At 61.5% G+C, this 24757-nt stretch carries 23 protein-coding genes and 1 pseudogene; 7 read left to right on the forward strand and 17 right to left on the reverse strand.

Annotated features, from left to right (window positions below; translation table 11 throughout):
• Window positions 1-18 precede the first annotated feature (18 nt).
• The 4 genes from AC1RHV_RS10755 to AC1RHV_RS10770 all read right to left on the reverse strand — a co-directional run bounded on the left by AC1RHV_RS10755 (window position 19) and on the right by AC1RHV_RS10770 (window position 3087).
• The gene (locus AC1RHV_RS10755; protein WP_054451268.1) at window positions 19-573 is read right to left on the reverse strand and encodes a helix-turn-helix domain-containing protein; all 555 of its coding nucleotides are present in this window, start codon (window positions 571-573) and stop codon (window positions 19-21) included.
• Window positions 574-666: 93 nt separating this feature from the next.
• Window positions 667-1449: an aldolase gene (locus AC1RHV_RS10760; RefSeq protein WP_054451267.1), complete on the reverse strand. Its 783-nt coding sequence runs from the start codon at window positions 1447-1449 to the stop codon at window positions 667-669.
• Window positions 1450-1477: 28 nt separating this feature from the next.
• Window positions 1478-2119, reverse strand: a complete 642-nt coding sequence (locus AC1RHV_RS10765; RefSeq protein WP_310535805.1) for a glutathione S-transferase family protein — start codon at window positions 2117-2119, stop codon at window positions 1478-1480.
• Between the two features lie 2 nt (window positions 2120-2121).
• The gene (locus AC1RHV_RS10770; protein ID WP_054451265.1) at window positions 2122-3087 is read right to left on the reverse strand and encodes a Bug family tripartite tricarboxylate transporter substrate binding protein; all 966 of its coding nucleotides are present in this window, start codon (window positions 3085-3087) and stop codon (window positions 2122-2124) included.
• 643 nt (window positions 3088-3730) lie between these two features.
• Between AC1RHV_RS10770 and AC1RHV_RS10775 the strand changes: the two genes are divergently transcribed.
• Together AC1RHV_RS10775 and AC1RHV_RS10780 are read left to right on the forward strand one after the other, a co-directional pair.
• Window positions 3731-3814 (forward strand): CrpP-related protein, encoded by an 84-nt coding sequence (locus AC1RHV_RS10775; protein WP_492300817.1) that lies wholly within the window; start codon window positions 3731-3733, stop codon window positions 3812-3814.
• Between the two features lie 406 nt (window positions 3815-4220).
• Window positions 4221-4475 carry a hypothetical protein gene (locus AC1RHV_RS10780; RefSeq protein WP_143219498.1) on the forward strand — a complete coding sequence of 85 codons (255 nt, stop codon included), beginning with the start codon at window positions 4221-4223 and terminating at the stop codon, window positions 4473-4475.
• Window positions 4476-4708: 233 nt separating this feature from the next.
• Here AC1RHV_RS10780 and AC1RHV_RS10785 read toward each other — a convergent pair whose 3' ends face one another.
• The 6 genes from AC1RHV_RS10785 to AC1RHV_RS10810 form a co-directional block, all read right to left on the reverse strand.
• A complete protein-coding gene (locus tag AC1RHV_RS10785; protein WP_313387517.1) occupies window positions 4709-5308 on the reverse strand; it encodes a BPSL1445 family SYLF domain-containing lipoprotein in 600 nt (199 codons plus the stop codon).
• A gap of 135 nt (window positions 5309-5443) precedes the next feature.
• A complete protein-coding gene (locus tag AC1RHV_RS10790) occupies window positions 5444-5701 on the reverse strand; it encodes a hypothetical protein (RefSeq protein ID WP_088141851.1) in 258 nt (85 codons plus the stop codon).
• Window positions 5702-5784: 83 nt separating this feature from the next.
• Window positions 5785-6897, reverse strand: coding sequence for a porin (locus AC1RHV_RS10795; protein ID WP_460360932.1), 1113 nt, complete (start codon window positions 6895-6897; stop codon window positions 5785-5787).
• A 115-nt stretch (window positions 6898-7012) separates the two neighbouring features.
• Window positions 7013-9754: an aminotransferase class I/II-fold pyridoxal phosphate-dependent enzyme gene (locus AC1RHV_RS10800; protein WP_088141849.1), complete on the reverse strand. Its 2742-nt coding sequence runs from the start codon at window positions 9752-9754 to the stop codon at window positions 7013-7015.
• Window positions 9755-9814: 60 nt separating this feature from the next.
• Window positions 9815-11503, reverse strand: a complete 1689-nt coding sequence (gene aspT / locus AC1RHV_RS10805) for an aspartate-alanine antiporter (RefSeq protein WP_492300712.1) — start codon at window positions 11501-11503, stop codon at window positions 9815-9817.
• A 58-nt stretch (window positions 11504-11561) separates the two neighbouring features.
• Complete coding sequence (locus AC1RHV_RS10810; RefSeq protein ID WP_492300714.1) at window positions 11562-13172, reverse strand: bifunctional aspartate transaminase/aspartate 4-decarboxylase; 1611 nt, start codon at window positions 13170-13172, stop codon at window positions 11562-11564.
• Between the two features lie 946 nt (window positions 13173-14118).
• On the opposite strand from AC1RHV_RS10810, the gene AC1RHV_RS10815 reads away from it, so the two are divergent.
• Complete coding sequence (locus tag AC1RHV_RS10815) at window positions 14119-14358, forward strand: hypothetical protein (RefSeq protein ID WP_313387523.1); 240 nt, start codon at window positions 14119-14121, stop codon at window positions 14356-14358.
• 32 nt (window positions 14359-14390) lie between these two features.
• Window positions 14391-14600 (forward strand): annotated as a pseudogene (gene ligD, locus AC1RHV_RS10820) (non-homologous end-joining DNA ligase LigD); the annotation flags it as partial.
• 614 nt (window positions 14601-15214) lie between these two features.
• Here ligD and AC1RHV_RS10825 read toward each other — a convergent pair.
• The 6 genes from AC1RHV_RS10825 to AC1RHV_RS10850 all read right to left on the reverse strand — a co-directional run bounded on the left by AC1RHV_RS10825 (window position 15215) and on the right by AC1RHV_RS10850 (window position 20516).
• Complete coding sequence (locus AC1RHV_RS10825) at window positions 15215-15601, reverse strand: VOC family protein (RefSeq protein ID WP_054451254.1); 387 nt, start codon at window positions 15599-15601, stop codon at window positions 15215-15217.
• Window positions 15602-15754: 153 nt separating this feature from the next.
• A complete protein-coding gene (locus AC1RHV_RS10830; RefSeq protein ID WP_119449543.1) occupies window positions 15755-16864 on the reverse strand; it encodes an SDR family oxidoreductase in 1110 nt (369 codons plus the stop codon).
• 7 nt (window positions 16865-16871) lie between these two features.
• Entirely contained in the window at window positions 16872-17843 is a 972-nt protein-coding gene (locus tag AC1RHV_RS10835; protein WP_119449600.1) for a Bug family tripartite tricarboxylate transporter substrate binding protein, read from the reverse strand.
• 56 nt (window positions 17844-17899) lie between these two features.
• Window positions 17900-18817, reverse strand: a complete 918-nt coding sequence (locus tag AC1RHV_RS10840; protein WP_310535808.1) for an SMP-30/gluconolactonase/LRE family protein — start codon at window positions 18815-18817, stop codon at window positions 17900-17902.
• Between the two features lie 11 nt (window positions 18818-18828).
• The gene (locus tag AC1RHV_RS10845; protein WP_054451251.1) at window positions 18829-19155 is read right to left on the reverse strand and encodes an AtuA-related protein; all 327 of its coding nucleotides are present in this window, start codon (window positions 19153-19155) and stop codon (window positions 18829-18831) included.
• 2 nt (window positions 19156-19157) lie between these two features.
• Entirely contained in the window at window positions 19158-20516 is a 1359-nt protein-coding gene (locus AC1RHV_RS10850) for an acyclic terpene utilization AtuA family protein (protein ID WP_119449541.1), read from the reverse strand.
• 110 nt (window positions 20517-20626) lie between these two features.
• On the opposite strand from AC1RHV_RS10850, the gene AC1RHV_RS10855 reads away from it, so the two are divergent.
• The gene (locus AC1RHV_RS10855) at window positions 20627-21520 is read left to right on the forward strand and encodes a LysR family transcriptional regulator (protein ID WP_192353500.1); all 894 of its coding nucleotides are present in this window, start codon (window positions 20627-20629) and stop codon (window positions 21518-21520) included.
• Here the strand turns inward: AC1RHV_RS10855 and AC1RHV_RS10860 are convergent.
• Window positions 21517-22212 carry a FadR/GntR family transcriptional regulator gene (locus tag AC1RHV_RS10860; protein ID WP_119449540.1) on the reverse strand — a complete coding sequence of 232 codons (696 nt, stop codon included), beginning with the start codon at window positions 22210-22212 and terminating at the stop codon, window positions 21517-21519. The two genes, AC1RHV_RS10855 and AC1RHV_RS10860, sit on opposite strands and share 4 nt — an antisense overlap.
• A gap of 268 nt (window positions 22213-22480) precedes the next feature.
• Between AC1RHV_RS10860 and AC1RHV_RS10865 the strand changes: the two genes are divergently transcribed.
• Together AC1RHV_RS10865 and AC1RHV_RS10870 are read left to right on the forward strand one after the other, a co-directional pair.
• Window positions 22481-23608, forward strand: coding sequence for a cupin domain-containing protein (locus AC1RHV_RS10865; protein WP_460360925.1), 1128 nt, complete (start codon window positions 22481-22483; stop codon window positions 23606-23608).
• Between the two features lie 11 nt (window positions 23609-23619).
• A complete protein-coding gene (locus tag AC1RHV_RS10870) occupies window positions 23620-24756 on the forward strand; it encodes an LVIVD repeat-containing protein (RefSeq protein ID WP_460360924.1) in 1137 nt (378 codons plus the stop codon).
• Window position 24757: the final 1 nt, after the last annotated feature.

Raw genomic sequence — 24757 nt, forward strand, 5'->3', positions numbered from 1 at the left:
ATGAGTCCGAAGGCCTGCTCAGTGCGAGGCCACCACCAGCACCTCGGCCATGGCCCGGCTGACGGTGCGCATGCGGTGCGGCAGTTCGGAGTCGAAATAGACGGAATCCCCGGTCTCCAGGCGGAACTGGCGTTCGCCCACATGGACCTCGATGGCGCCCTTGAGCACCAGCAGGAATTCCTCGCCGGGGTGCGGAAACACCGCGGTCGCATCGGGAAAATCGCGGGGCGGATGCACCACGAAAGGCTCCATCGCCTTGACCTTGCGGCGGCCGGCCAGCGACTCGTAGTGATACTCGCTGCCCAGCCCCCGGCGCTGCAAGGCTTCGCGGTCCGCCACCCGCACCACGCTGACCACTTCTTCCTGCGCAGCATCGTCCGTGCCCACCAGCTCCGACACGCCCAGGCCATAGGCTTCCGCCAGCCGCAACACGGTGGAAATGGAGGGTTCGCTCAGGCCCCGCTCCAGTTTGGAGAGGTAGCTCTTGGTCAATCCGGTGCGCTGCGCCAGCTGTTCCAGGGACAGGGTTTGCTGGCGACGCAGGGCGCGCAGGCGGTGCGGCAGGTCTATCATGGACGGGGTTGCAAAAATACGGTCGCGGAATACGACCGGTAAGCATGCCCTAATCCGGCCCTGCCGTCGAGCCGGCCCCGCCCGCCGCCGCCATCAGGCCAGCACGTCGGGATGCGCCCGCAGCGCGCGCCGCGCATAGTACGAAAAGCCGACCTGCGAACGCTTGGGCGTCAGGATCCAGTCATGGGCCTCGCGGCCCAGCGCCGGCGGAATGGGCTGGATCTTGCCGGCGGCCATGGCCAGCAACTGCATGCGGGCGGCGCGCTCGAACTGCAGCGCCAGCACGCAGGCCTCTTCCACCGAACCCGCCGCGATCAGCATGCCGTGGTGCGACAGCAGGATGGCGCGCTTGGAACCCAGCGCGGCCGAGATGATCTCCCCTTCCTCGTTGCCCACCGGCACGCCGGGCCAATCCTTCAGGAAGGCCACGTCGTCGTACAGCGGGCAGTTGTCCATATGCGAGATTTCCAGCGGCACCTCCAGCATCGACAACGAAGCCGCGTGCAGCGGATGCGTGTGGATGATGCAGTTCACGTCCGGACGCGCGCGGTAGATCCAGGAGTGAAAACGGTTGGCCGGATTGGGCATGCCGCCGCCTTCCTGCACGCGCAGGTCTTCGTCCACCAGCAGCAGATTGCTGGCGGTGATCTCGTCAAAGCCCAGGCCCAGGCGTTGCGTGAAATAGCGGTTCGGCTCCGGCGCGCGCGCCGTGATCTGTCCGGCCAGGCCGGAGTCATGTCCGCCGTCGAACAGGATGCGGCAGGTCAGCGCCAGGCGCTCGCGCAGGCTCCAGTCGGGCGTCTCGAACTGGCGCTGCATTTCGGCTTTCGCCCGCGCGATCAGTTCGTCCTTGCCCAGGTGCATCGTATCGGCCATCGTCGTCACTCCAAAGATAGTGTCTCTGTCATGCCGCTTCGATCAGCGGCGTAAACCCTGGCAAGGCGCGCATGCGCGCCAGCCAGGCATCGATATGGGTAAAGCCGGACAGGTCGTAACCGCCCTCGGCCGCCATGCTCGTATAGGGATACAGCGCAACGTCGGCAATGGTCGGCGCGGTACCCACCAGATAATCGCGGCCGGCCAGATGCGCGTCCATCAACGCGGCCGCCTTCATGCCGATCTCGCGCCACGCCCGCATCGCCGGGTCATCCACCTGCGCGGTGTTGCGCAGATGGATCAGCAGGCGCGGCTGCGCAAAGGCGTGCATGTGCTGGGTCTGCTCGAAACTGAGCCAGCTGCTGACCTGCGACTGCTCCAGGCGGCCGGCGGGCAGCCACGGCGTGCCCATCGCCAGATACCAGAGTATCGCCTGCGACTCGGCCAGCCACTCGCCCTCCGGCGTCAGCAGGGCCGGCACCTGGCGCCACGGATTGATGCGCGCGAACCCCTCGGTCTCCAGGTCGCCCTGCACGATATCGAAGGTGCGCCGCTTGATCGGCAGGCCCATGTAGCCGCAGGCCAGCCGTATCTTCCAGGCATTGCCCGAACGCAGCGTATCGGCCAGTTCCAGCGGCTTGCCCGCCAGCGGATGCGGAGTCTGGTTCATTGTCAGTCCATCTTGATGTTGGCGCGCTTCACGATCTCGGTCCACTTGGCCTTCTCCCCGGCGATGAAGCGTTGGTACTCGTCCGGCTTGCCCGTGTACAGCTGCGTCCCCTGCGACGCCAGCCGGTCCTTCAATTCCGGCGACGCCAGCGTCTTCTGCAGCGCCGCGTTCAGCTTTTCCATCACGTCGGGCGGCGTGCCTGCGGGCGCGAAGAACGCGTTCCACGAGCTGATCTGCAGGGCCGCGTCGCCCACCTCGCTGCTGGCGGGCACGTCCGGTGCGGACGGCAGGCGCTTGTCGGCGGCCACCGCCAGCGCGCGCAGCTTGCCAGACGCCGCATGTGGCATGATCACCGGGCTGGCGTCCATCACCACGTCGACCTGCTCGCCGATGGCGGCATTGACGGCTTCGCTACCGCTCTTGAACGGCACGTGCACGATGTCCAGCCCGGCCGTCAGCTTCAGCAGCTCCAGGCCCAGGTGCGGCGAACTCGCATTGCCCGCCGAACCGAAGTTCAGCTTGGCCGGATTGGCCTTGGCATAGGCCACGAACTCGCCGAAAGTCTTGGCCGGCACGCCCGCACGCACGGCCAGCAAATACGGCGATCCCGACACCATGCCCACCGGCGCGAACTTGTCCGCGTCATAGCTGAGCTTGCTGTAGATCAGCGGGTTGACCACCTGCGTGCCCACCGTACCCATGAAGATCGTATAGCCATCGGCCGGCGCGGTGGCGGCCACCTGCGCCGCGATCACTCCGCCCGCGCCCGGCCGGTTCTCGATCACGATGCTCTGCCCCAGCGCGTCGCCCATGCCCTTGCCGACCTGACGCGCCACGATGTCCGTGATCCCGCCCGCGCCGAAAGGCACCACCAGCCGGATCGGCCGGTCCGGATAGGCCGCCTGGGCCCCATTGCCCGCCATTGCCGCAACCAACGCCAGCGCGCCGGCGATTCCCGAAATCTTCATGTCATCCCCCTACGGGCGCCGCCTATCGGCACCATCATGACACGAAGTGTCCTATAGGAGATTGATTTTCCGCAAGGAAAATGGGTTTAGGGAAAACCCTGGGGAGCAGGAATAAAGTTCGCCTTTTTTGTTGAAGTTCGCCTTTTGGCTTCGGCGGGCAACACCAGCCATTGTGCGGAGATCTTCTTCTATTCTGCGCAGATGGAGCCCGTCCAGATTGAAGAAAGGCGAACTTCGCGATAAGCGCGATTAAATGAGCGCCCCCAGCCTAACCCTGCAGATTTGAAACATGCCGGAGCGGCAGTGTGAAGGGGACACGGACGTCTCGAGGCACTCGGCTATGAGTTGGAATTGTCAGAGCAGGAAGCGCCGTGCCTTGTATCGATGACACCGACCCGCTCGTTGCCAGTGGCGACTTTGGGATAGAAGCTGCTGTTGGACTGCAAGAGGATGGTTGTGCGCCAAAATCACGCCCGCCACGTCGTGCGCCAGCGCAGCTTTGAAGTTCCGCAGCAGGATTGCGCCCCGGGTAAAAGCACCCTTTCGCCCGTGCAGAAACACTATTGATTCGAACGGTGTTTAACGGGCATACTGAACTCTCACGACTTTTGGAGGATACGTCATGCTCTATGACATCCAAAAGATGGGCGCGGAGGCGGCCCGCGAGGGATTGGGCCTTATAAACTGCCCATATCTGAAGGCCGCCGCGATGCCAGCTCACACTTGAGAATCTCCCAGCGATTGGCTCAAGCGTGTGACGGCCTGGGAAAAAGGCTGGAAGCGAGAAGTGGCATAGCGTGGCGCCAAACGCTCCAAACGTCCGAATGCCCTCTGCGCCACGACCGGCTTCCCTCGCGTCCGGCCTCCGGCAAATTAAGAGGTCCGCCGAGAACAGGCGTCCCCAATAGGGCGCTTGTTTTCGAGCATCCCTGTTTAGCCGCTAAACGGGCGCTCGTGCCCCGCCGGGATCACATTCATTGAACTGGTTGCGCATCTGGAGTAACTGCAGCGGATGCCTAGACCACCCCATGCACTGACTCAACACGCCGCAGCACTCGTCACTCACCCGCGCTTCGGCAAAAATGGCTAGTCAATAGTAGGTTTCGGCGATGGACCTTCGAGGAGGAACTCCAATGGCTGAAATGAAATCTATCGCGCTCCCGGCGTATGTGGAGCTTTTAAATAAGCTTGTCGCCCAAGGCCATCCAGATATTCCGACCCCGTGTATCAAGGGGGAAGTGATTGGTATTGGTCTGCAGGCCCGATCCCATCTGCACATTCGTCAACAAGCTATCCATCCTGCCGCACTCGCGGTACGGGAGCTCAGAAAGCAGGGAATATTTTGCTTTCCGATTCTAGCCCCGCTCGATGATCATTTTTTGACCTAATCATCAGGGTGCAAAGCACAAGGCGGCCATGATGGCCGCCTTGTGCTTTAGCAAATCAACTGGGCAAGGAATGGTTTGAACGGCGAATGAATCAATAAGCCTACAGCGATCGAAGACTACTGGCGCTGGATCGAGCCCCGGCATTGCCTCAATGGCCCCGTCTCTTTTATCGTCCTGAACAGCAACCTTGAGCTATGTCGCGTCTCCGCGGAGCGGAGCATCATCTTCTTCCGTCAGGGTTCGTACTTCGAGATTTTAGTACCCTCGAGCGATACGCCAGCCATGAGGCCGCCATTATTCATTACGAATCCAACGATCGGCTGCTTCGCCGTGTTGGTATCGATGCGTCCGTTGGCACCGACATTCACGATAGCCACCGTGGCATCTGCCCCCACGGTCCACCCGCTACTGCTGCGAAATTTATTCAGGGCATCATCCGTCATGAACAGCAGCACCATAGCCTTTGATTGCGCGCCGGCTTGAAAGCCGATCGAGCCGGACGTGGTTCGGTAATAGGCCACCGCCGACTCGCCCACGCGGAGCACTCCCTTCCCGTGCTCCGCGCCGATGATGAAACTACCGCTGAGTACGTCGGGGAAAACCAGTACACCTCGGGCGCGCGCCACGAGTTCCCTGGACGACGGCGCGGCTTCATAAAGTTTGTCCAAGGTTGCGCTGGCCGCCTTGTCCAATGCTTGCCGAGTATCGGTCTGCGCCGGAGCAGACGGTTTAGACGGCGGAGTCGTGGTACAGCCTGCAACTAGCAGGCCAGCTGCGCTGATAGTGAAGACAGCGAAGCCAGTACGCCAATGGGAGGAAAAATCATGGATCATGGGGCTCTCCTTCGGTGCTTTTCGCGATAAACCTGCACATAGATAGGAATTTAGATGTGTGCAATGAAGACGCCGTAAAGGCCGGGCGGGCCACTGGTTACGCAACGAACGGCGTGCCCGCATTTGGACGGCTCATCAGCCCGAGGCTCGTAGAGCTTCCGCAATTGAATCCAAGGCGTACCCTATGTTCTGCAGGACCTTTGCCGTCGCGGTGCGCGTGAACTCATCGGACGCGGTCTTCATAAAAGCTGCCACTAACTCTGGATTCTCTTTGGCGTAACCGCTGCCGAAGACAGCATCGATTTTCGTCTCCGCTGCCCGCAGATAGCTTTCTGCGCGAACCTGTGCCAAGGTGTACAGCGTATCAAGGTTAGCTTCAATGAACTCTGCCATGAGGGGCCTCCACTGACGATTGTTGAATGCCAGAAGCCTGGCTATGGCGACGCCTACCCGGTGACAATTTCCGCCAATATCGGTTAGAAACGGTGCCTTAAGCCGAAAGCGACGGCGGTGTCTGTCGCATCGCGCTGGAACGCATAGTTGTCGCCGTACGAGGCGTACGCATAAAGGTTAGTGCGCTTGGTGAAGTCATAGGTGTAGCCCAAGCTGTAGACGTTAAACGTCGCGTCGTCGCCCGTCAGTTTGTCATTGCTGGCAGTAGCGCGCTGCCAAGAGCCGAACACGGCGTGGCGGCCGAGCGGCACGGTCGCGCCAATCATGTACGAATTCGCGCGGAAGCCATCGGCCAGCTTGAATGTGCCGAGGTTGTTCATGCCTTCGGGCGTAGTGCCCATGTTCTGGCCGACAAACCAGCCGTCGCGGGTCTGGCCGAACGCGGCGGCCAACTTCACAACTTCAAAATCGTACGAACCGCCGATGATGTATTCCTGGATGCGCGCGGCGTTCTTGCCACCCACGCTATTGTTGGAGGGATTGAAGCGGTCATACGAAGCGGCCAGATTCAGCGGTCCGTTGACGTACTGCACGCCAGCGGTGATAACGCGGTTGTTGTTGCCCGTGGCAAAGCCAGTCTGCGTCGTGTCGCTGACAGTGTCGTCGGCGCTGAACGAGTAGCCGATGCCGGCTTTGAAGCCGCTCATACTCGGGGTCTGGTACATGACCATGTTGTCCAGCCGCATCGTGTTCGCACTACCGAACGTGGTGCCCATATTGGCGGTGTTGTAGCTAAGCCCGAACGGATCGATAGAGCCAAAGTACTTGGACGCCAGGTTTGTCTGGCGGCCTAATTCCAGGCGCCCCCATGAATCGCTGTCCAGGCCCACGGTGGCCTGGCGACCAAAGAGGCGGCCGCCTTGCTGTGAGTTGCCGTTTAGAGGACCGAACCCGCCTTCCAACGTGAACACGGCGCGCAGGCCATCGCCCAGGTCTTCTATGCCGCGCAGGCCAAAGCGCGACCCGCTGCTTACGCCCTGCACCGCGCCAAATCGGCTTTGCGAATTGTCGTTGAACTTCACCTTTTCGTAACCGAGTCCAGCATCGATCAAGCCGTACAGCGTCACAGAATCTGCGGCTTGGCCGGCACCGCAAAATCCTATTAAGACCGCTGCTGCCAATAGTGTTCTCTTCATGGAAAGCCCCTTCGTCTTACGCGCACGCTCCGGTTCTTCACATGGCTGATCAACGGTACAGCGAAGTCGAAGCCCTTTGGGATCCATCCAGCCCAGCGATACTCTCGAAGGATGATCAAACGCCAATGGCAGAAGGCTTTATGAGCTTGAGCCCTCGCGCGGCGTTGTAACCGTGGATCTCCTTCACGTCGAGCTTGCGCATGAACTCGATGGTATGTGAGTCGATGACTTGCCCCGGAACCATGATGGGAAAGCCGGGCGGATAGGGAATTACGAAATTGGCGGACACCAGGGCCGGCCCCGCTTCCAGACGATTGTCCAGATCCGGGCTCGCTAGCGGAAGATATTCGCAGTCCGCTTCGTTGTACGCGGCGAAGAACGCGGCGCGCACATTACCTTCCGGTGTGATGCTGCCAGGATCGTCGCGATACCCATCGTGAAAATGGCTGAAATTGGGCAGATCTGGCACATCTTCCATCAAACTCCGTACCTTTTCCGCAAAGGCAGCCCGGCCGGCTTCACCGGACTCCTTCAGCCGCGTTTCAATCTCTTCTGAGATTTCAAGCAGCACCTTGATGAGCGACGCGACGTCGCTGCGCGTGTTGTTGATATTGCTTTGCAGCAGCACGCTGTTGCGCGACGTCTTGTTAAGCTGGATGTTATAGCGTGAGGCCAGCAAGTTCTTAAACGCAGTTCCGTCATACCCCGCCGTGCCGCACACCAACGTCAGGCGTGTGGGATCCAGGCAAAACTCATCGTCCTTGAGGGCCTTGGCCGCGGTCAGCCAGTTCATGCCCGGCGCTAGGAAGTCGGTAAAGCCGGAAGCCCGGAACTCCTCGGGGATCATCCTGTCGGCTCCCAGGACACTGAAGTACCTGGAAATCACCGGATGCTTGGCGACCTCGCGCCGGATGGCCAAAGCGACCTCGATGGCGCGCATGACCAGTTCGTAGCCTTCCAGCTCCATCTGCCGGCGCGCAACGTCCAGGGACGCAATGATCTGCGCATTGGGTGACGTCGACGCATGAATGAACACCGCCTCGCGGAATGCCGACACGTGATGCTCGTAGTCTTCGTCGCGCACCGCCACGATCGACCCCTGTCGCAGGCTGGACATGGACTTGTGCACGGAGTCCGTCTCGTAGACGCGTATCCGCATCGTCCGCGGATTCGGCGTCAACTCCCGGTCCAGCAGGCGCGGATCCTTGGGGTCGAGGTCTTCGCCGAGTTCGCGGCACTGGGCATCCCAAGCTTCCTGCGCCTTGGGATCGTCTCGCCACTCGTGCAACGCCGCCGCAGCCCCCATGGCGGTGCGCATGCGCAGGAACGGCGACCAGCGCGCAAATCCGAACCACGCTTCATCCCATAGGAAGATCAGGTCCGGCTTGATAGCCAGGCATTCGGCCATGACGCGGCGGGTGTTGTAGATGTGGCCATCGAAGGTGCAATTGGTCAGCGTGACCATGGCCGCCTTGTCAAGGCGACCCGCAGCCTTCAGGTCCAACAGCGCCTGCTTGACGGTGCGCAGCGGGACCGCCCCGTACATCGAGTACTCCGTCATCGGGAATGCTTCCACATAGAGCGGCTGCGCGCCAGACAGCACCATTCCGTAGTGGTGCGACTTGTGGCAGTTGCGATCCACGATGACGATGTCGCCCGGCTTGGTCACCGCCTGGTAAACCATCTTGTTGGACGTCGACGTGCCGTTCGTGACGAAAAATACGTGGTCCGCGCCGACCGCGCGCGCGAACTTTTCTTGTGCGACCTTGATGTTGCCCGTAGGCTCCAGCATGCTGTCCAGCCCACCGGTCGTGGCGGATGTTTCCGCCAGGAACAGGTTCAACCCGTAAAACTCACCAAAGTCGCGGATCCAGTTGGACTTAATGATCGACTTGCCACGGGCGATCGGCAGGGCATGGAAGGTGCTGATCGGCCTGGCGGCATATTGCTTGAGGTTGTCGAAGTGCGGCGTGGATTGACGTTCCCGCACGCCCTCCAGAATATTCAGGTGCACCTCCATGGGTTCCTCGACCTCATAGAACACGCGCCGTATTGCCGATGCACTGGGGTCGCCAGCGAGCTGCTCGACCTTGCGGTCCGTCAGCAGATAGATGTCCAACTCGGGCCGGATGTTGGCAATCAGCCGAGCCAGTTTCACGCCGATCTCGCGCGGCGAGTCGACCGTGGTGTCCAGGTGCTGATAGACGGACAGGTAATCCCGCAGCAGCGAGGCATCATGTTTGGACGGAACGGGAATGCCGTCATAGATGACCACGGCCTCGAGCTTGCCATTCAGGATGGTCGCCAGCAGCGCGTCCTCGACGCTGCCTACCATGACGGGCTCGTAGATCATCGTGTCGTCGTGACGCCGCAGTTCACGAATCTCACGGCAGATCGCCGCCGCGCGCGCCGGTGGCGCCGGGCTTACGAACAGCGCCTCGAAGTACGGCCGCCGTGCCAGGCTGCCGGCCATCCCGGGCGGCGTGCGGTCGGGCCCATCGGCGCCCGATTCCTCGGCTGCGTCCCACTCGCCCTCGTCGTAGCGATAGCTGCCCGACAGCAGCGCGTTGCTCATGCGCAGCACCAATCGCGCGGCGCCCATCGCGTCACCGTCGGCGATCCGGTCGTCGAGCGTGCTCAGCAACTGCGCACCGGGATACGCAAAATAGCTCTCCATCGGGCGCAGGTCGCGCAACGCATCCAGTACCGGGCCGGCCCCGCCCGAGCCCTTGCCGCTGCGCATCTCGGCGGCCCAGGTCTGCGCCTTGGCGTTCAGGTCGCGCCATCGGTCCAATCGGGCGGCCGAGATGGAAAACAGATGGTCGAGCTGTTGGCTCTCGTGAGTCTCGGTAGTCATGGCTATCCCCTGAATGTCGGCGCAAGCCCACTGGCCACGCGGTCCGGGCTCGCAATGTCCTTATGCAAGAATCATGATCACTACCATTCCCCAAATCGTCAGCAGGGTATTGCCGACGGCGTAGGTCACCGTATATCCCAGCCCCGGAACCTGACTCTTGGCGACTTCACACACCATGCCGAGCGCTGCGGTGGTGGTGCGCGATCCCGCACAGATACCTAGGATCAGGGCCGGATCGAAGCGGAAAATGTATTTGGCGATGAACATGCCCAGAAGCAGCGGCACCGTCGTCGCGAAGATGCCCCATAAAAAGAGACTGATGCCCAGCTTCTGCAAACCGGCGACGAAGCCCGGCCCAGCGGAAATCCCCACAACGGCTATGAACACGTTCAGGCCAACGGAGTTCATGAACCACAGCGTCGGCTCGGGAATGCGTCCAAAGGTCGGGTGAATCGCGCGAAACCAACCAAACACGATGCCGGCAATAAGCGCGCCGCCAGCCGTCGAAATGGTCAGCGGAATGCCGCTGACGTTGATCACGATCGCGCCGATAAGCGCGCCGACGGTGATCGCCAGCGACACAAAGGCGACGTCCGTCACCGTCGTAGGCCGGTCGACATAGCCCAGGTTCTTGGCCGCGGCATTGATGTCCTGTGTCCGCCCAACCACTGTAATGACGTCGCCCCGGAACAGTTCCGTCTTGGGCAGGATGGGGATCACCGTCTCAGTCGGCCCGCGCCGGATCTTCTTCAAGAACACGCCGCGCGCCCCAGGCCAGTGCGCCAGTTCCTCCAGCGGTTTGCCATCGACCTTCTTGTTAGAGACGTAAATATCGACACCCTCGGTCTTGATGTCCAGCAGTTCGGTGTCTTCCACTTCCCGTCCGCTGGGGCCAAGCCGCGCGATCATCTGATCGCGCTTGCCGCCCACCGCGACGATGTCTCCAGGTTCGATGACGGTTGCCTGGTCGATTTCGATGATTTTTCCACCTCGCCGGATCCTTTCGACGAAGGCCCGGAATCCGGCCTGCGTGCCTGCTTCAATTTCGCCTACCGACTTGCCGATGAAAGGACTGTTGTCAGCGATCGCGTACGCGCGGACCTCGAACTCGTACCACTGGGTCGCGTCCGCCGAGCCCTGGCCCGCACCGAGTTTTTGTTCATATGCCTTGCATGCCGCCACCAGATCAATGCCAAGCAGTTTGGGGCCGATCTGCGCCAGAATGATCGCCGAGCCCACCGTGCCGAAGATATACGTCACGGCATAGGCTATCGGCATGGCATCCAGCAACGCCTGCGTTTCTTCTGGCGGGCGGCCCAGTCGATTGATTGCATCGGTTGCCAGGCCCATCGACGCTGAAATGGTTTGCGACCCTGCGAAGAGCCCGGCTGCGGAACCAAGGTCGTATCCGGCAATCATCGCGGCAACGATTGAAGCTCCCAGTGAGAGCAGCGCCATGACCACGGCAAAGATCGCCTGCGGCAGGCCATCCTTGGCAATGCCACGCACAAACTGCGGCCCGACCCCATAGCCGACGGCAAAGAGGAACATCAGGAAAAACACCGACTTCACGTTGGGGGAAATCTTGACCCCGAGGATGCCGATGACGATTGCGACCAGCAGAGTCGACGTCACAGCGCCGAGGCTAAAGCCTTTAAAGCTCTTGCCGCCGATCCAGTATCCGAAGCCCAGTGCCAGAAAGATGGCAATCTCTGGGTAGGCTTTCAATGTCGCAACAAACCAGTCCATGACTTTCTCCTTAACGATTCCTTGATGGAACGCTTCTTGTCATGCGGGCGGCCCGTTGCTAGCTTGATTCTCCTGCTCCGCCCTTTTGCTGCCGGTATCGCTCCAGGTATTCGTCGCGCAGCTTGCGAACGCACTGGCCAATCTTCACGTAGTCCTGCTCATTCAGATTGGCGAGCGACACGCGACCCGAGGGGTGCTGCGTCCCGAAACCCTTGCCCGGGAGCAGCACGACGCCCGTTTCCTCTGCCAGTCTGAATAGCATTTCGTGGGGTTTGATCGATGCCAGCAGCCATTTCACGAAATCGGGGCCAACTTCCCGGCTCATATGCTCCACGTCCAGCAGCGTGTAGTAATCGACCACGTTCTCATCGACCTCGCCCGGCGCTGCACCCATGCCCCGGTATAGCGCTGCCTTGCGTCCGCGGATCAACCGCTTCATGGCGTGCTTGTAGCTTTCGGCGGTGTCCATGAGCGAGAAAAGCGAAAAGAGCACCATCTGCACTTGCTGGGGCGTGGACAGACCGGCCGTGTGGTTGAGTGCGACGGTGCGGCTATCTGCCACGATGCGGTCAATGAAGGGCAGCTTTTCGGGCTCGGTCGTAATCGACGCGTAGCGCTTGTTCAATGAGTCGCGCTCTTCCTGCGGCAGTTGCGCAATTTTTTCGTCAAAGACGTTCGACTTGTCAGCCGCAATCACGCCAAGACGCCAGCCGGTCGCGCCGAAATATTTCGAGTATGAATAAACCAGCAGCGTGTTGCGAGGACACAGTGCAAATAGCGAGACAAAGTTGTCCGCGAATGTCCCGTACACGTCGTCCGTCAGGAGGATCAGATCGGGCCGCTCTTTCACGATGCTCGCCAGGTATTGAAGACTCTTGTCGCTAACCTTGACCGACGGCGGATTACTGGGATTAACCAGGAAGAACGCCTTCACCTTCGGGTCGCGCAACTTGTCCAGTTCCTTTTCCGGGTACTGCCAGCCATGCGCGCCGTCGGCATCGATGGCCAGTTCAGTCAGGCCGAACTCCGACAATTCGGGGATTTCGATGTAGGGCGTGAAAATCGGCTTGCCCAGCGCAATGACATCGCCCGCCCTCAGCAGGCGATTGATCTTCATCGAGTTGAACAGATATGTCATGGCAGCCGTGCCACCCTCGACGGCATACAGGTCGAAATCGCCCGCGAACGGATGGCCGCCGATCATTTCCTTCCTGATGTACTGCTTCACGATTTCTTCCGACAACTTCAGCATCCGATCCGGCACGGGATAGCTGCAGGCCAGGATGCCGGCGCACATTTCGTAGAGAAAATCGCCTCCGTCCAATCCCAGCTGATCCCGCACGAATGACACGGCGCTGGCGAGGAATTTCACACCGGGCACGTCAGCATGGCTGCGGGCGAAGAGATCGAAGCGTTCTTCGATGCCCGCGCGCCGCGGAAATCCTCCGACGCCCTCGGCAAGATACGAAAACGACCGTTCGGACTCGACCATGGCAAAAAGTCCGAGCTGCCAGAAACCGTGCCGGGGAATGGTCGCAAGAAAGTTCGGGTTTCCCCTGCCTGCATTGAGCATCAGCCTGTTGGTGACGCTTCCTGCCAATTTGATCAACTCGTCTTTCAGTTCGAACGGAGAAAGACTAGCTAAGTGAGACGTATCGCGGGTATTCATTGGAGCCTCCGATGCACGATTACAACGGTCAATGAAAACGGATACTCGCGGAAAGGGGTTGCTCCGCGGGTGCCAAACCAAGACGTGGCGATTCGCGCTGGTGGTGACTGGCATTCCAGCGATTACGGTCACATCAAGCGTGGTTCGAAAATTACTCTCAGCTTGACACCACATCAAGAGGTACTAGCAAACTAGGATTTAAATACTGTCCGTCCCCCGTAAGTTCCGCAAACTGCTGCGACCCCTGTTAGCCGGAAGCGGTGCAAAGAAATAGCGCGCCATAAAAACGTCCGGGTTGCATTATTAGCGCCGCTGTTTTGAATTTTCCACGTAATGGCTGGAGTGGAGGAAAAGGCCTGCTCGCGGTCGGGCCCCTGCGCATGCATTGCAAGTGGGGTCGTCAAAGGCTTCTCGGCCTCCCGGTGCGGCACTCGTTTCCACCACGCAACAGCAACAGATAACAGTCGAAGGTAGATGTGACTAAAGGATGGATTTACATCGCTGAGCGCAGGGCGCGAAACTTATCGGCTCATCCCAAGTAAAAAAAATAGGAGATGCAAAATGCCGGCAAACCAAGTAAAGCGTCCCATTGCAGTGGTGGCGATTGCGGACGATGGTACGAGATATCGAATCGAGCGACGGGCCCGCGCCCTACCCGGGGACAAAGGCGACGGAGCATTTTTCTATTGCTGCCTTCCCGATGGTCAGGCCGTAGGTTGGCTGGGCTACGGGCAGTACCAACTACCGGACGGCACAGTCGTCCGGACTGGTACATCGCCTAAACCGTAGAGATCTGCGGTTCAACTCGACTCTCGAGCGAGGTGCGGCAGGCCCTGGGAAACAGTTAGGTCAGAAAAGCCGAGGGGCCCCCTATAGGCTCGGTAGGCATGCTACTTGCCTGAGCTGTGACATCGCCTCCATGCGGACGAAACCAGGGAGCCAGGGCATGAAGGAACCGACACAGGGCAAAATCTGCCGCGTAGTTCTTACCGAGGTGGGCAAGCTTACCGGCGCGACGGGTGCCGTCGTAATGCGGGTCGAACACTTACCCTTGGCCGAGTTGCCGCCGGATGAACAGGCAAACGTAACGGTCTTCATCTTGGATCAGCGCCAAGCGGCGGAGCTTGATGCACAGTTGCTGTCCGCCTGTGCGCCAGACCTGAACGTGTTCGACTCCGACTGCTAATGGAAAAACAAAAACCTTGGTACGGGCGCCCGCCGCACCTATTCTTTTCCAAGCACGGCCCCACGAACCGCGTCGGCAAGATCTTCACGGACTACCTCCGCAACGGCCTCGGCGCAACCACCGCTGCGGCTTGGTCGGCTCGTGCGAGACCAGGGTTGGGCATATCAGTGCCCTTGTACTCGGACGAGCTGGAAAAGGTAGTCAGCGGCGCGCAGTGGGCGATCTCGAACATTCACGACCGATAGGACGTGGTGAAAGCCGTTGGCGTATCTGCGGCCGCAGTTCGGAAGCATGTGACCGCGCAGCCCTAGCAACCGGCGCACGACCCTTTAAGAGGCATTACGGCGGCGAGCAACGGCGGCAGATTTGTCATCTACCGTCGGGCCAGAGGTCGCGCGCGAGCTTTATCGACGGTGAGCGATTTGCCGACTTGCTGAAGAATGACGGCTAAATGGATCTCTCATGTATCGCTCCTGCGTTCGGCGGAAATGCCGATGCGACGCTGCGCCTGACCGTCTCCAAGTAGAAGGCCGAGGGCACGACGGGAGTCTGTATGCGTGGTTCGCCTGTAAGAGGCGAACTTTCACATAAACAAATCCACCTCTTCTGCGCCAGCTTTGCGAAAGGCGAACTTTGAGCAACGCATAGATTTCCCTCATGCCCTATACAAAAAAAAGGCGAACTTAATTTGCAGTACTCAAACCCTGGGCCGCAGGAATATAGTTCGCTTTTGAAGTTCGCCTTTTGGCTTCGGCGCGCGAGTCCCGGCATTGCGCACGCATCTTGCGCTCGTCTCTGCGCATGGAGACGCAGCGTCATGCTGACGCTGCGGTGCCAATACTGGGACGTACGCGGATCAGACCGGGCGGTGACACACCGCTTCTATGTTGTAGCCATCCGGGTCCAGGATGAACGCGCCGTAATAGTGCGGGTGGTATTGCGGACGCAAGCCAGGCCCGCCGTTATCGCGCCCTCCAGCCGCCAGCGCCGCCTGGTGAAAGGAATCGACCTCGGCACGGCTGCGAGCGCGAAAAGCCAGATGCACGCGCGGGGTGCTGGGCGTGCCCTGATGGATCCAGAATTCGCCGCCCGGGTCTTCCGACTCGTGAGGCTGGCCTACTCCGAAGCCCATCCCGGTCGCGAGCACTTTGCGCGGTATGTAGCCTAGCGCCGCGAGCGCGCTGCGGTAGAACATCCGGCTGCGCTCGAAGTCGCTCACGTGAATTTCGACATGATCCAGCATGCGCTGACCCTTCGGAAAGCGGCCCCAGCGGGCCAGAAAGATCAGGATAGGTCAGTTGGCAAGCCAGGGACGCTTCGATTTGCAACGCGGGCCTCGCGATCCTTCCGCAATTCGCGCACCGCAAGCGCAACTCCGGCTCGCCGCGATCAACGCTCAAACGCGGCCTGCGACACTCGTTTGGGAGAACGGAATGATCTTGCGCTCCATCAGCACCCTCAGCCAGTGCTTCACGCATGCCTCGGTGTCGTAAGTTTGCGTGAAGCCCGCCTGCTTGATCTTGACCGTGCTGACAAATGCGGGCGCGGGCGGGGTCTTCAGGCCATAGCCGAAACGGGCGTCGGCGGAGTAATGGGATTCGCCAAGAATCTGCGCCATGCTCAGCGGCCGCAGGCCATGCTGCTTGACGATCTCGTTCCACAGGTCCGCCCGGCCGGGCAGGTACTCGGCCAGGCGCAGGGGCTGGTCCGGACCCGCTTCGACGTCCAGGAACTCCGCCAGGGACGGCCATAGGTCATGCCAGCTGAACACTTCGCCGTTGGTAAGGTTGTAGTGCTCGTTCCAGGACGCCGGATTCTCCGCCGCCCAGACGCCTGCATCGCCGATCAGGCGCGCGTCCACGGCTTCACGCGGATAGGAAATGTGGCCGGGATAGCAGAACGGCTTGCCTTCGGCGCGGCACACTGCCGCGTAGACGCCTATGACCGGCACCGTGTTCATGGCCACGCCCACATTGGGGCCCAGCACGATGGTGGGACGGAATATCGTCCAGCCAAAGCCGGACTGCGCGGCCTTTTCCCGGATGTAGTCTTCCTGGAACCAGTACGAGTTCGGATGATCGTCCCGCGGCTGGCATTCGCGCGCCGGCGTGCGGATGGGATGCAGGTGTACGCCATAGGCCTTGGTACCCTGCAGCACGCTGACATGCTGCAGCCTGCCGCTGGCGGCCAACGGCTCGATGACGTTCCTGATCATGCCCAGGTTGGTGGCCATCTGCTCAGGGTCCTGCCAGCCGGCGATGAGCCCTGGCTTCTCATAGACGGCCGCATAGAAAACGTGCGTGGCTTCAGGCATATCCCCGAAGGCGCGGCGGCAAGCCTCCGCGTCCTGCAGATCGACCGGCAGATGGGTGTACGGCCGTTGGCTGATGATCTCCGGACGCCGGCGGGACACCGCGATGACTTCCCAGCCCGCGTTGAGGAATGAATCGACGGCAGCGGAGCCGACCAGCCCGCTGGCGCCAGTAACGATTACGGTGCGTGACATGATTCCGTCAATCCATGACCAGGTTGATCTGCTTGAACAATTCCTTGAAACGGACGTACTCGTCCGCCATGCGCTTGCCGAAGTCCGCCCGGCTGTCCGCTGAAGGAACGATACCGAGGCCGGCGAATTTCTCCTGGGTTTCCGGGTTGTTCACGGCCTTGACGATTTCGTCGTGGAGACGGTCCAGGATCGCCTGCGGCGTGCCGGCAGGCGCGACGATGCCATACCAGGCGACGCTCTCCGCACCGGGCAGTCCGGCTTCGGCAACAGTGGGGACGTCCGGCAGCAAGGGCGAACGCTTGGTATCGGCCACGGCCAGGGCGCGCAGCTGGCCGGACTTCACGAACGACAGGATGGGCGGGACGCCGCTGATGACCATCTGGGTGCGCCCGCCCAGGGTGTCCGTAATCGCATCGCTGTTGCCCTTGTAGGGCACGTGCAGGATTTCGGTCTTGGACAAGTGCTGGAACAGCTCGCCGGCGATATGACCGCTGGTGCCGACGCCAGCCGAGGCGTAGTTGACCTTGTTCGGATTGGCCTTGATGTAGGCAATCAGCTCCTTCAGGTTGGTCACCGGAATCGACGGGTTGACCAGGATGACGTTCGGTCCCGTCGCCACCAGGGCAACCGGCGCCAGATCCTTGAGCGGGTCATAGGGCATCTTGCTGCGGGCATTGGGATTGACCGTGATCGGCCCGGCCGAGGCGAAGCCGATGGTGTACCCGTCCTTGCCGGACTTGGCGACGATGTCGGTGGCCAGGTCGCCGCCGGCGCCGGGCTTGTTCTCTACGATCACCGGCTGGCCCAGTTGCTCGGCCAGGGGTTTGGCCACCAGGCGCGCAATGATGTCGATGGAACTGCCGGGGCCGAAGGTGGCGATCAGGCGTATGGGGCGTGCAGGGTACGCATCGGCGGCCTGCGCGCCCGTGACGGCGGCCAGGCTCAGGGCCAGTCCGGCGATCAATCGAAAAGCAATCATGATGTTGTCTCCCATGGATAGTGGTTTTTTTGCGGATCGTGTTCGCGGCGCGCGGCTCAGTCCCGGTGCGAGTACATCCGCTTGCCGGGATGCGGCAGCCGGGCGCGCAGGATGACGCCCTGCTCCGCTTCGGTGATGAACAAGGAGCGCCCGTCCTCGCCGCCGAAAGCGACGTTGGTGGTGCGCAGGCCCGCGCAGGAACGGATGCGGTAGAGGGGTTCTCCCAGCGGGCTGAACAGCCATACGGTGCCCGCCTGCGCGTGGACGATGGCCAGGTTGCCGGCCTCATCCAGGGCCATGCCGTCCGGCCCGGCCGTGCTGCCCGATAGCTGGATGAAACGGCTGGCCTTCTTCATCTGGCCATCCGGCTCCAGCCGCAGGGCGTAGATGGCGTTGTCGTGCGTGATGGCCACGTAGAGCACGTTCTCGGCCTTGTTCATGACCAGGCCGTTGGGGCCCGCCAGGCCATCCATGATGAGATCCACCGTCTTGCCGTCGGCGCGCAGGCGGAACACGCGGCCGGTGGGGTTTTCCAAGGCGCTTTCACCCTGATCGGTGAAGTACAGGTCGCCGTTGGAAGCGAAGAACAGATCGTTCAGTCCCTTCAAGCCTTCCCGCCGCACGTGCTGCAGGTAGGGCCGGATGCTGCGGGTCTCGGGATCCAGAAGCATCAGGCCATGCAGATGGTCGGCAACGAAGATGCGGCCGTCGCGATGGATCTTCAGGCCGTTGGGTTCGCCTTCGTAGCTGACGATGACCTCGAAATTGCCTGCCGGATCCACGCGCAGGATGCGTCCATGCGCCAGGTCGACGCACCAGAGATTGCCCAAGCGATCGAAGGCGGGCCCCTCCAGAAAGGAGTGCATCTTCACATGACGCGCGGCGAGCCAGGTCGAGGCCTGATCGGTCAGGTGCAGGGATTCGGGCAGCCGGGCGTAGACCTCGGTGCCCATGGGTTCAGCGGGAGGGTACATTGCTGTTCCTTTCAGGATTGCGATGGGCTGGCCGGAAGCTCGATTCCCAGCATCAACGAACTGAGCGACTTGCCATGGGGATCCAGGCGCAGCGAGCGCGTGACGCCGCCGGACAGTACGTCCGGGATGACAAAGTTCAGCGCCCTCAGGCTTTCGACCTCGTAGCGCCTCACCTTTCCTGCTCCCAGATGGGCAAAAGCCTGCTCGACCCGCTCGGCGGTAAGCGCCTGGCGCAGCAGGCGCCAGGCGTCCTCGTCGTAGGCAATGACGGCGATGCTCGAGGTATTGCCCTTGTCGCCAGCGCGCGCATGCGCAAGGTCATGAACCAGAATGCTCATGGTCAGGCTCCCACCGTAATGACTTCGGGCGTGACCCAGTCGCGCGGAATCAACAGGGCGTCCACGGCTATGACTTCCTTGGCGCCCAGGTTGACGGGACCGCCTGCGCCATAAGGTCCCTGCATGTTCAGTTGCCGCACGTGATCCCCCAACAAGTGCGCGCTCTTTTTGTCGGGACAGCGGGCCGACACGCGCAAACGGACTTCGTAGGGGTGGCCGGCGACGGCCTGCGGATGATCGCCATGCAGGCTGCTCACGCCGATCAGATCGACCTGGATCTCGCTGGCCGCGCCGCCGTCGAGCCGGAACCGCTCTTTCACCGTGTCGGCCGCCAGCCGCGCCCGCGCGATCGCGTTCACGCCTGCATAGGCGACCTCGCCAGTGCCTATCCAGCCATCGAAGTAGCCGACCACGACCTTGTAGCTATCGGTGCGCGGCGCGGCGCGTATGCCGCGCACGGCCACGCGGTCCGCGTGCTGCTCTTCAAAATGCAGGCCTTCCAGGCTCAACACGCAATCTGGCGTGATGTAGGCCGAGGGATCATGGATTTCGTATAGCGCCTGCTCGGTACAGGTCATGCGGTCGAGGCGGCCGCCCGAGCCGGCGGGCTTGCCTATGTACAGTTCGCCGTCGCTGTAAAGATCGGCATAGGGATAAGCCAGTTCGGCCAGGCGGGGCACGTCTTTCTTTCCCGGGTCGGCGAAATAGCCGCCGGTGATCTGCGCGGAACACTCCAGCAGGTGGCCCATGATGGTGCCCGCCGCCAGCTTGGGCAGGTCCTCGTAGCTCCAGCCGTGATGATGCAGGGCAACGCCCAGAAACAGCGAGGGATCGGCGACCCGGCCCGTCAACACCACGTGCGCGCCGGTGGCCAGCGCATCGCGGACCACATCGGCGCCCAGGTAGGCATTTGCCGAGGCCAGCTGGGGCAGGATCGCCTCCAGCGGCAGATCGCGATCCAGCAGGCGCAGTTCAGGATGCAGGCGCACGCGCTCGGCCACGTCGTCGCCGACTACGGCGGCGCACTTGAGCTCCTGCCATCCCAAGGCGTGTCCTATGTCCAGCGCGGCCTGCGCGGCGCCGGCCGGATTGGCCGCGCCCATGTTGGACACCAGCCGTACACCTTTCTCCCGGCACGCCGGCAGGAAGGCACGCATGCGCTCCTCCAGCATCGGGTTGTAGCCGTGAGCGCCGTCATGCTTGCGTGACAGCGTTTCGCGCGCAATGGTCCGTTCGGCCAGGCATTCGCACACCAGGTAATCGATATCGCAGTCTTCCAGCAGCGGCATGGCCGGACCGATGCGGTCGTCCGCCATGCCGGCCCCTACGCCGATGCGCAGCCGCTTGCGCGGTTCATTCATGTCTGTCTCCGTCCGTATTGCTACTTTGCGGCCTAGTATGCTGCGGCCAGCCTGATCTGAAAATTGATATATTTATATCTTCGTAATAACCCAAACGCATCACGCAGGCCATGACCCTGACCATTTCCGAATTGGAGGCGGTGCTGTTGGTGGCGGAAACGCTCAACTTCCGCATGGCCGCCGAACGCGTGCCGATTTCGCAGCCGGCGCTCAGCCGGCGCGTACAGGCGGCGGAACAGAAGCTCGGCGCCAGGCTGTTCGACCGTGACAAGCATGGCGTGGCGCTGACCTCCGCTGGCGCGGAACTGGTGCCGATTGCGATGCGGATGCTGTCGGAGTTCCGCGACTCGCTTAGCGATCTGTCCGAATTCATCGCGGGCCGTCGCGGCAGCATCAACATCTGGGCCCTTCCCTCCGTCGCCTCCGCACTGCTGCCCGCGGCGACGCGCACTTTCCAGAAGTCGCACCCGCAGGTACGCCTGAACATCCACGCGGTTTCCGCGCGCCAGATCACGCAGGCCGTATCGGAAGGCAATGCCGACATCGGCATCTCCATCGAGGTCCCCGACCAGCCGGCCAGCGTGCAATTCACGCAACTGCTGAAAGAGAACTTCGTGCTGATCTGCCCTATCGGCGACCCGCTGGCGCAACGCAAGCGCGTGGATTGGAGCGTTTTTGCCGACCGGCCTTACGTTGCGAGCGGGCCCGCCAGCAGCATCCGCCAGGTCACCGACCAGATCCTGGCAGCCTCCGGCCGGCTGCCGGAAATGAACTACGTGTCCGACAATATTTCGGTAGTAGGCGCAATGGTGGCTGCCGGCGTGGGCATAGCGGCAGTGCCGCAACTGGCCCTGCGCCTGATGGATACCACGCGCCTGTGCAGCGTGGCGCTGCACTCGCCCGCCGCGTCACGGAACATCGGCATCTTGCTCAAGCGCCAACGATCCCTGTCGGCGGCGGCGCAACGCTTCCTGGACACCTTGCGGCAGACGGATCCGGGTTAGGAGCGCGACGCCAGCGGGCTCTGCCCCCCGGTTCCGACCGGGTTCAAACGATCCGCGATCTCGCGCTGCACACGCCACAGATGGACGCGCATGCTTTGCTCGGCCGCATCCGGCGATCGACTCGCAATGGCTTCCGCGATTGCGCGGTGTTCCTGGTCACGCATCTGTATGCGCTCTCGCGTGGTTTGCGTCGTGGCGGGAATATGCAGGCGCTGGTCCGCGCCGACGTGGCGCAAGAACGCATAGAGACTTGCAGCCAGTTGGTTCCCGGAGCTGTCCGCCAGCAATTTGTGGAATGCGATATCCCCGGTCGAGCGCGCTACCCCTGACGGCGTTGTGGCGGCTTCCAGGATTTTGGCGATCTGCACCGGCGAGGCCCGGATTGCGGCCAATCGCGCGATTGCCGGCTCCAGCACCATACGCAGTTCGATCACCTCGAGCGCATTCGTCTCCTGGACCACGACATCGCCTTTGAGAATGGGCGGATCGTTGCGGCGGATGACGGGCCGCGGCAACTCCGATGCCTCACGCATCTTGTCCAGGGCAAGGCGCAAACGATGACGGTTGACATCCAGTTGCCCGGCGAGAACCCGCTCGGAAGGTAGTTCTTCTCCTTTGCCCAACAGCGCTCGGATCTGCGTAATCAGCCTGCGTATGTCATTGGAAACCTCGGGTTGGCGGGTGCGTGCCATTGTTCCCTCGCGTCATGTTTTCGCAACCATCTTAGATTTGAAAATGGTTGATTCGCAATAAAAATAAACAACCGGTTGAGAATTTTGATAAACGGATTATTTTCCATAACCCATTGTTTTATATGTGATTTTTATTATTCAAAAGCCCAACAATCCGAGCGCTTAGGGGTTTTCCATATCGAACCACAAATACCGTTTACACAACCATTGGTTGTTATTAGATTTGTTCCGCCATGTGGTTAATCAATAACTTTCAAGGGGAACATGTATGCACGGAACCCGTCCCGTCAGCGGCACTCGCGAAGCGGATTTGTTGGCCATGTATGAGCAGATCGAGCGGAGATCCATGTTTCCGTTCTGGGCCCGCGAGAACGAGGCGCACGACGACATCAAACAACTCGTCAGCGGCCCCAAGGCCGTGCCCTTCCGCTGGTCGTACAAAGAGGACATCCAGCCCCTGCTTGCCGAATCGGCGCGGCTGATCTCGACCGAAAACACCGACCGGCGCTCGTTGATCCTGGTCAATCCGGGCCTGGCCCCTCGCCGCGCGACGGTGTCGACCCTGTACACCGCGTACCGTCAGAACGATCCGAACGAGATCATGCCTCCGCACTCGCACACCGCGAGCGCCATCCGCTTTGGCCTGACGGGCCAGCAGAACTTTACCGGCGTGGAGGGTGAAGACATCACTTTCCTGCCTGGCGACATGGTGCTCACGCCGCGCGACACCTGGCACAACCATGGCAATCTCGGCAACGAGTCCGCCATCAACCTATCAGTGCTTGACTACCCGCTGGTCGAAAACCTCAACGCGCTGAGCTTCAAACACGACTACCAGGAGAACGGCGAAATCGTGCGCAAGCAGAGCGCCCGCTTCCAGACCGAGTATTCGCGCACAGTCTATGGCGTGGGAGGCCTGACACCCCGATTTGTCGACCATCGGCGCGGCGGCGGCGACTCATCGCCCATGTTCGTGTATCGCTACGACGCCATGCGAGAGCTGCTCTACCGCTTTCGGGATTGGGACGAATCTCCGCACGAAGGCTTGCTCGTTGAATATACGCATCCGTTGCGGGGCGGCCCGGTGTACCGCACGATGACCTTTTTCATGCAGATGGTCCGCCCCGGAGAGCGGACTCTGCCGCTGAAGCAGACGGCCAATCTCCTGGTCGCTCCGTTTTCCGGACAAGGCGCGATGACGATCGGCGAAGAGAGCTTCCCGCTTGAGCCCTTCGATACCGTGGCCGTGCCCAGCGACACCTGGGTCCAATACCGCAATGACCACGCCGAACCATTGATCCTCTTCATCGCCAGCGACGAGCCGGCACTGCGCGCAATGGGGCTTTTCCATCAGTGGGGCCGCACCGCGCAGGGCGATCTCATTGAGTTGGTCTGAGGAGACCGGTCTTGGCTAAAGCTTGGAATACCTCGTTGGTGGCTCATGTGGACTGCGAGGGCGGCGGGCAGGTCTGGGTGGAAGGGAACACGATGTTCGTGTCCCATATGCGGCCGCCCTATGGCACCTCCATCTATGACGTGGCGGATCCCCGGCGGCCTCGGCTGCTGGCCTCGCTCGAGGTGCCGATGGGATGGCATTCGCACAAGGTGCGCGCGAAGGACGGCCTGATGATCGTCAACTACGAGAAGTTCCGTGTTGGCGCGGACGACTTCGGCGGCGGACTGGGCATCTACGATGTGAGCCGTCCGGACCGGCCCCGCCTCATAAAGCACTGGAAGACGGGGACGGAGGGCGGAGGCGTGCATCGCTACGACTTCGATGGCCGCTATGCCTACATTTCGCCCACGGCCCCCGGCTTCGTCGGCAACATCGTGAAGATCCTGGACCTGCAGGAACCGTCGCGTCCCGAAGAAGTGGGAAGCTGGTGGATTCCAGGCCAGAACATGCAGGCCGGCGAACACTATCCGTGGGACAACTATGTTCCGCCTCGCTGCCATCACCCGCTACGCATGGGAAATCGGCTGTACGTGTCCTACTGGCACCACGGCATGTTCATCCTGGACATCGAGGACCTGTCTCGCCCCAAGCTGGTATCGCAATTCAACACGGGGCCGGCGCATCCCCATCCGACACACACGGCCCTGCCGATACCCATGCTGCTGAAAGGCCGGCAGATCCTGGTCGTCGCCGATGAAGACGTCGCCAAGCTGCGTCCTTCCCCACCGGCCTTTACCTGGCTGTTCGACATCACCGATGAACGCCAGCCCATTCCCGTCTCGACGTTCCAGGTCGATGGCGTCGACCCGGACGGCACTCCCAGAGAGCCTATGTCGGGCTGTCACCAGCCCGCAGAGCGCTTCACGGGCAGCGTCCTGCCCTTTGCCTGGTTCGCGCGCGGCTTGCGCCTGGTCGACATCAGCGACCCTTTCAGGCCCAGAGAAGTCGGCTACTACGAGCCCGACACGCCGGCCGGGTTCGAGCGGGTCTCATCGAACGACGTCACGACCGACTCGCGCGGCCTGCTCTATCTGCTGGACAGGCAGCGCGGGCTGGACATCATCGAAAGCTCTGTCTACGGAAACTGAA

Source organism: Achromobacter sp. GW823-FHT04E03 (assembly GCF_058796095.1).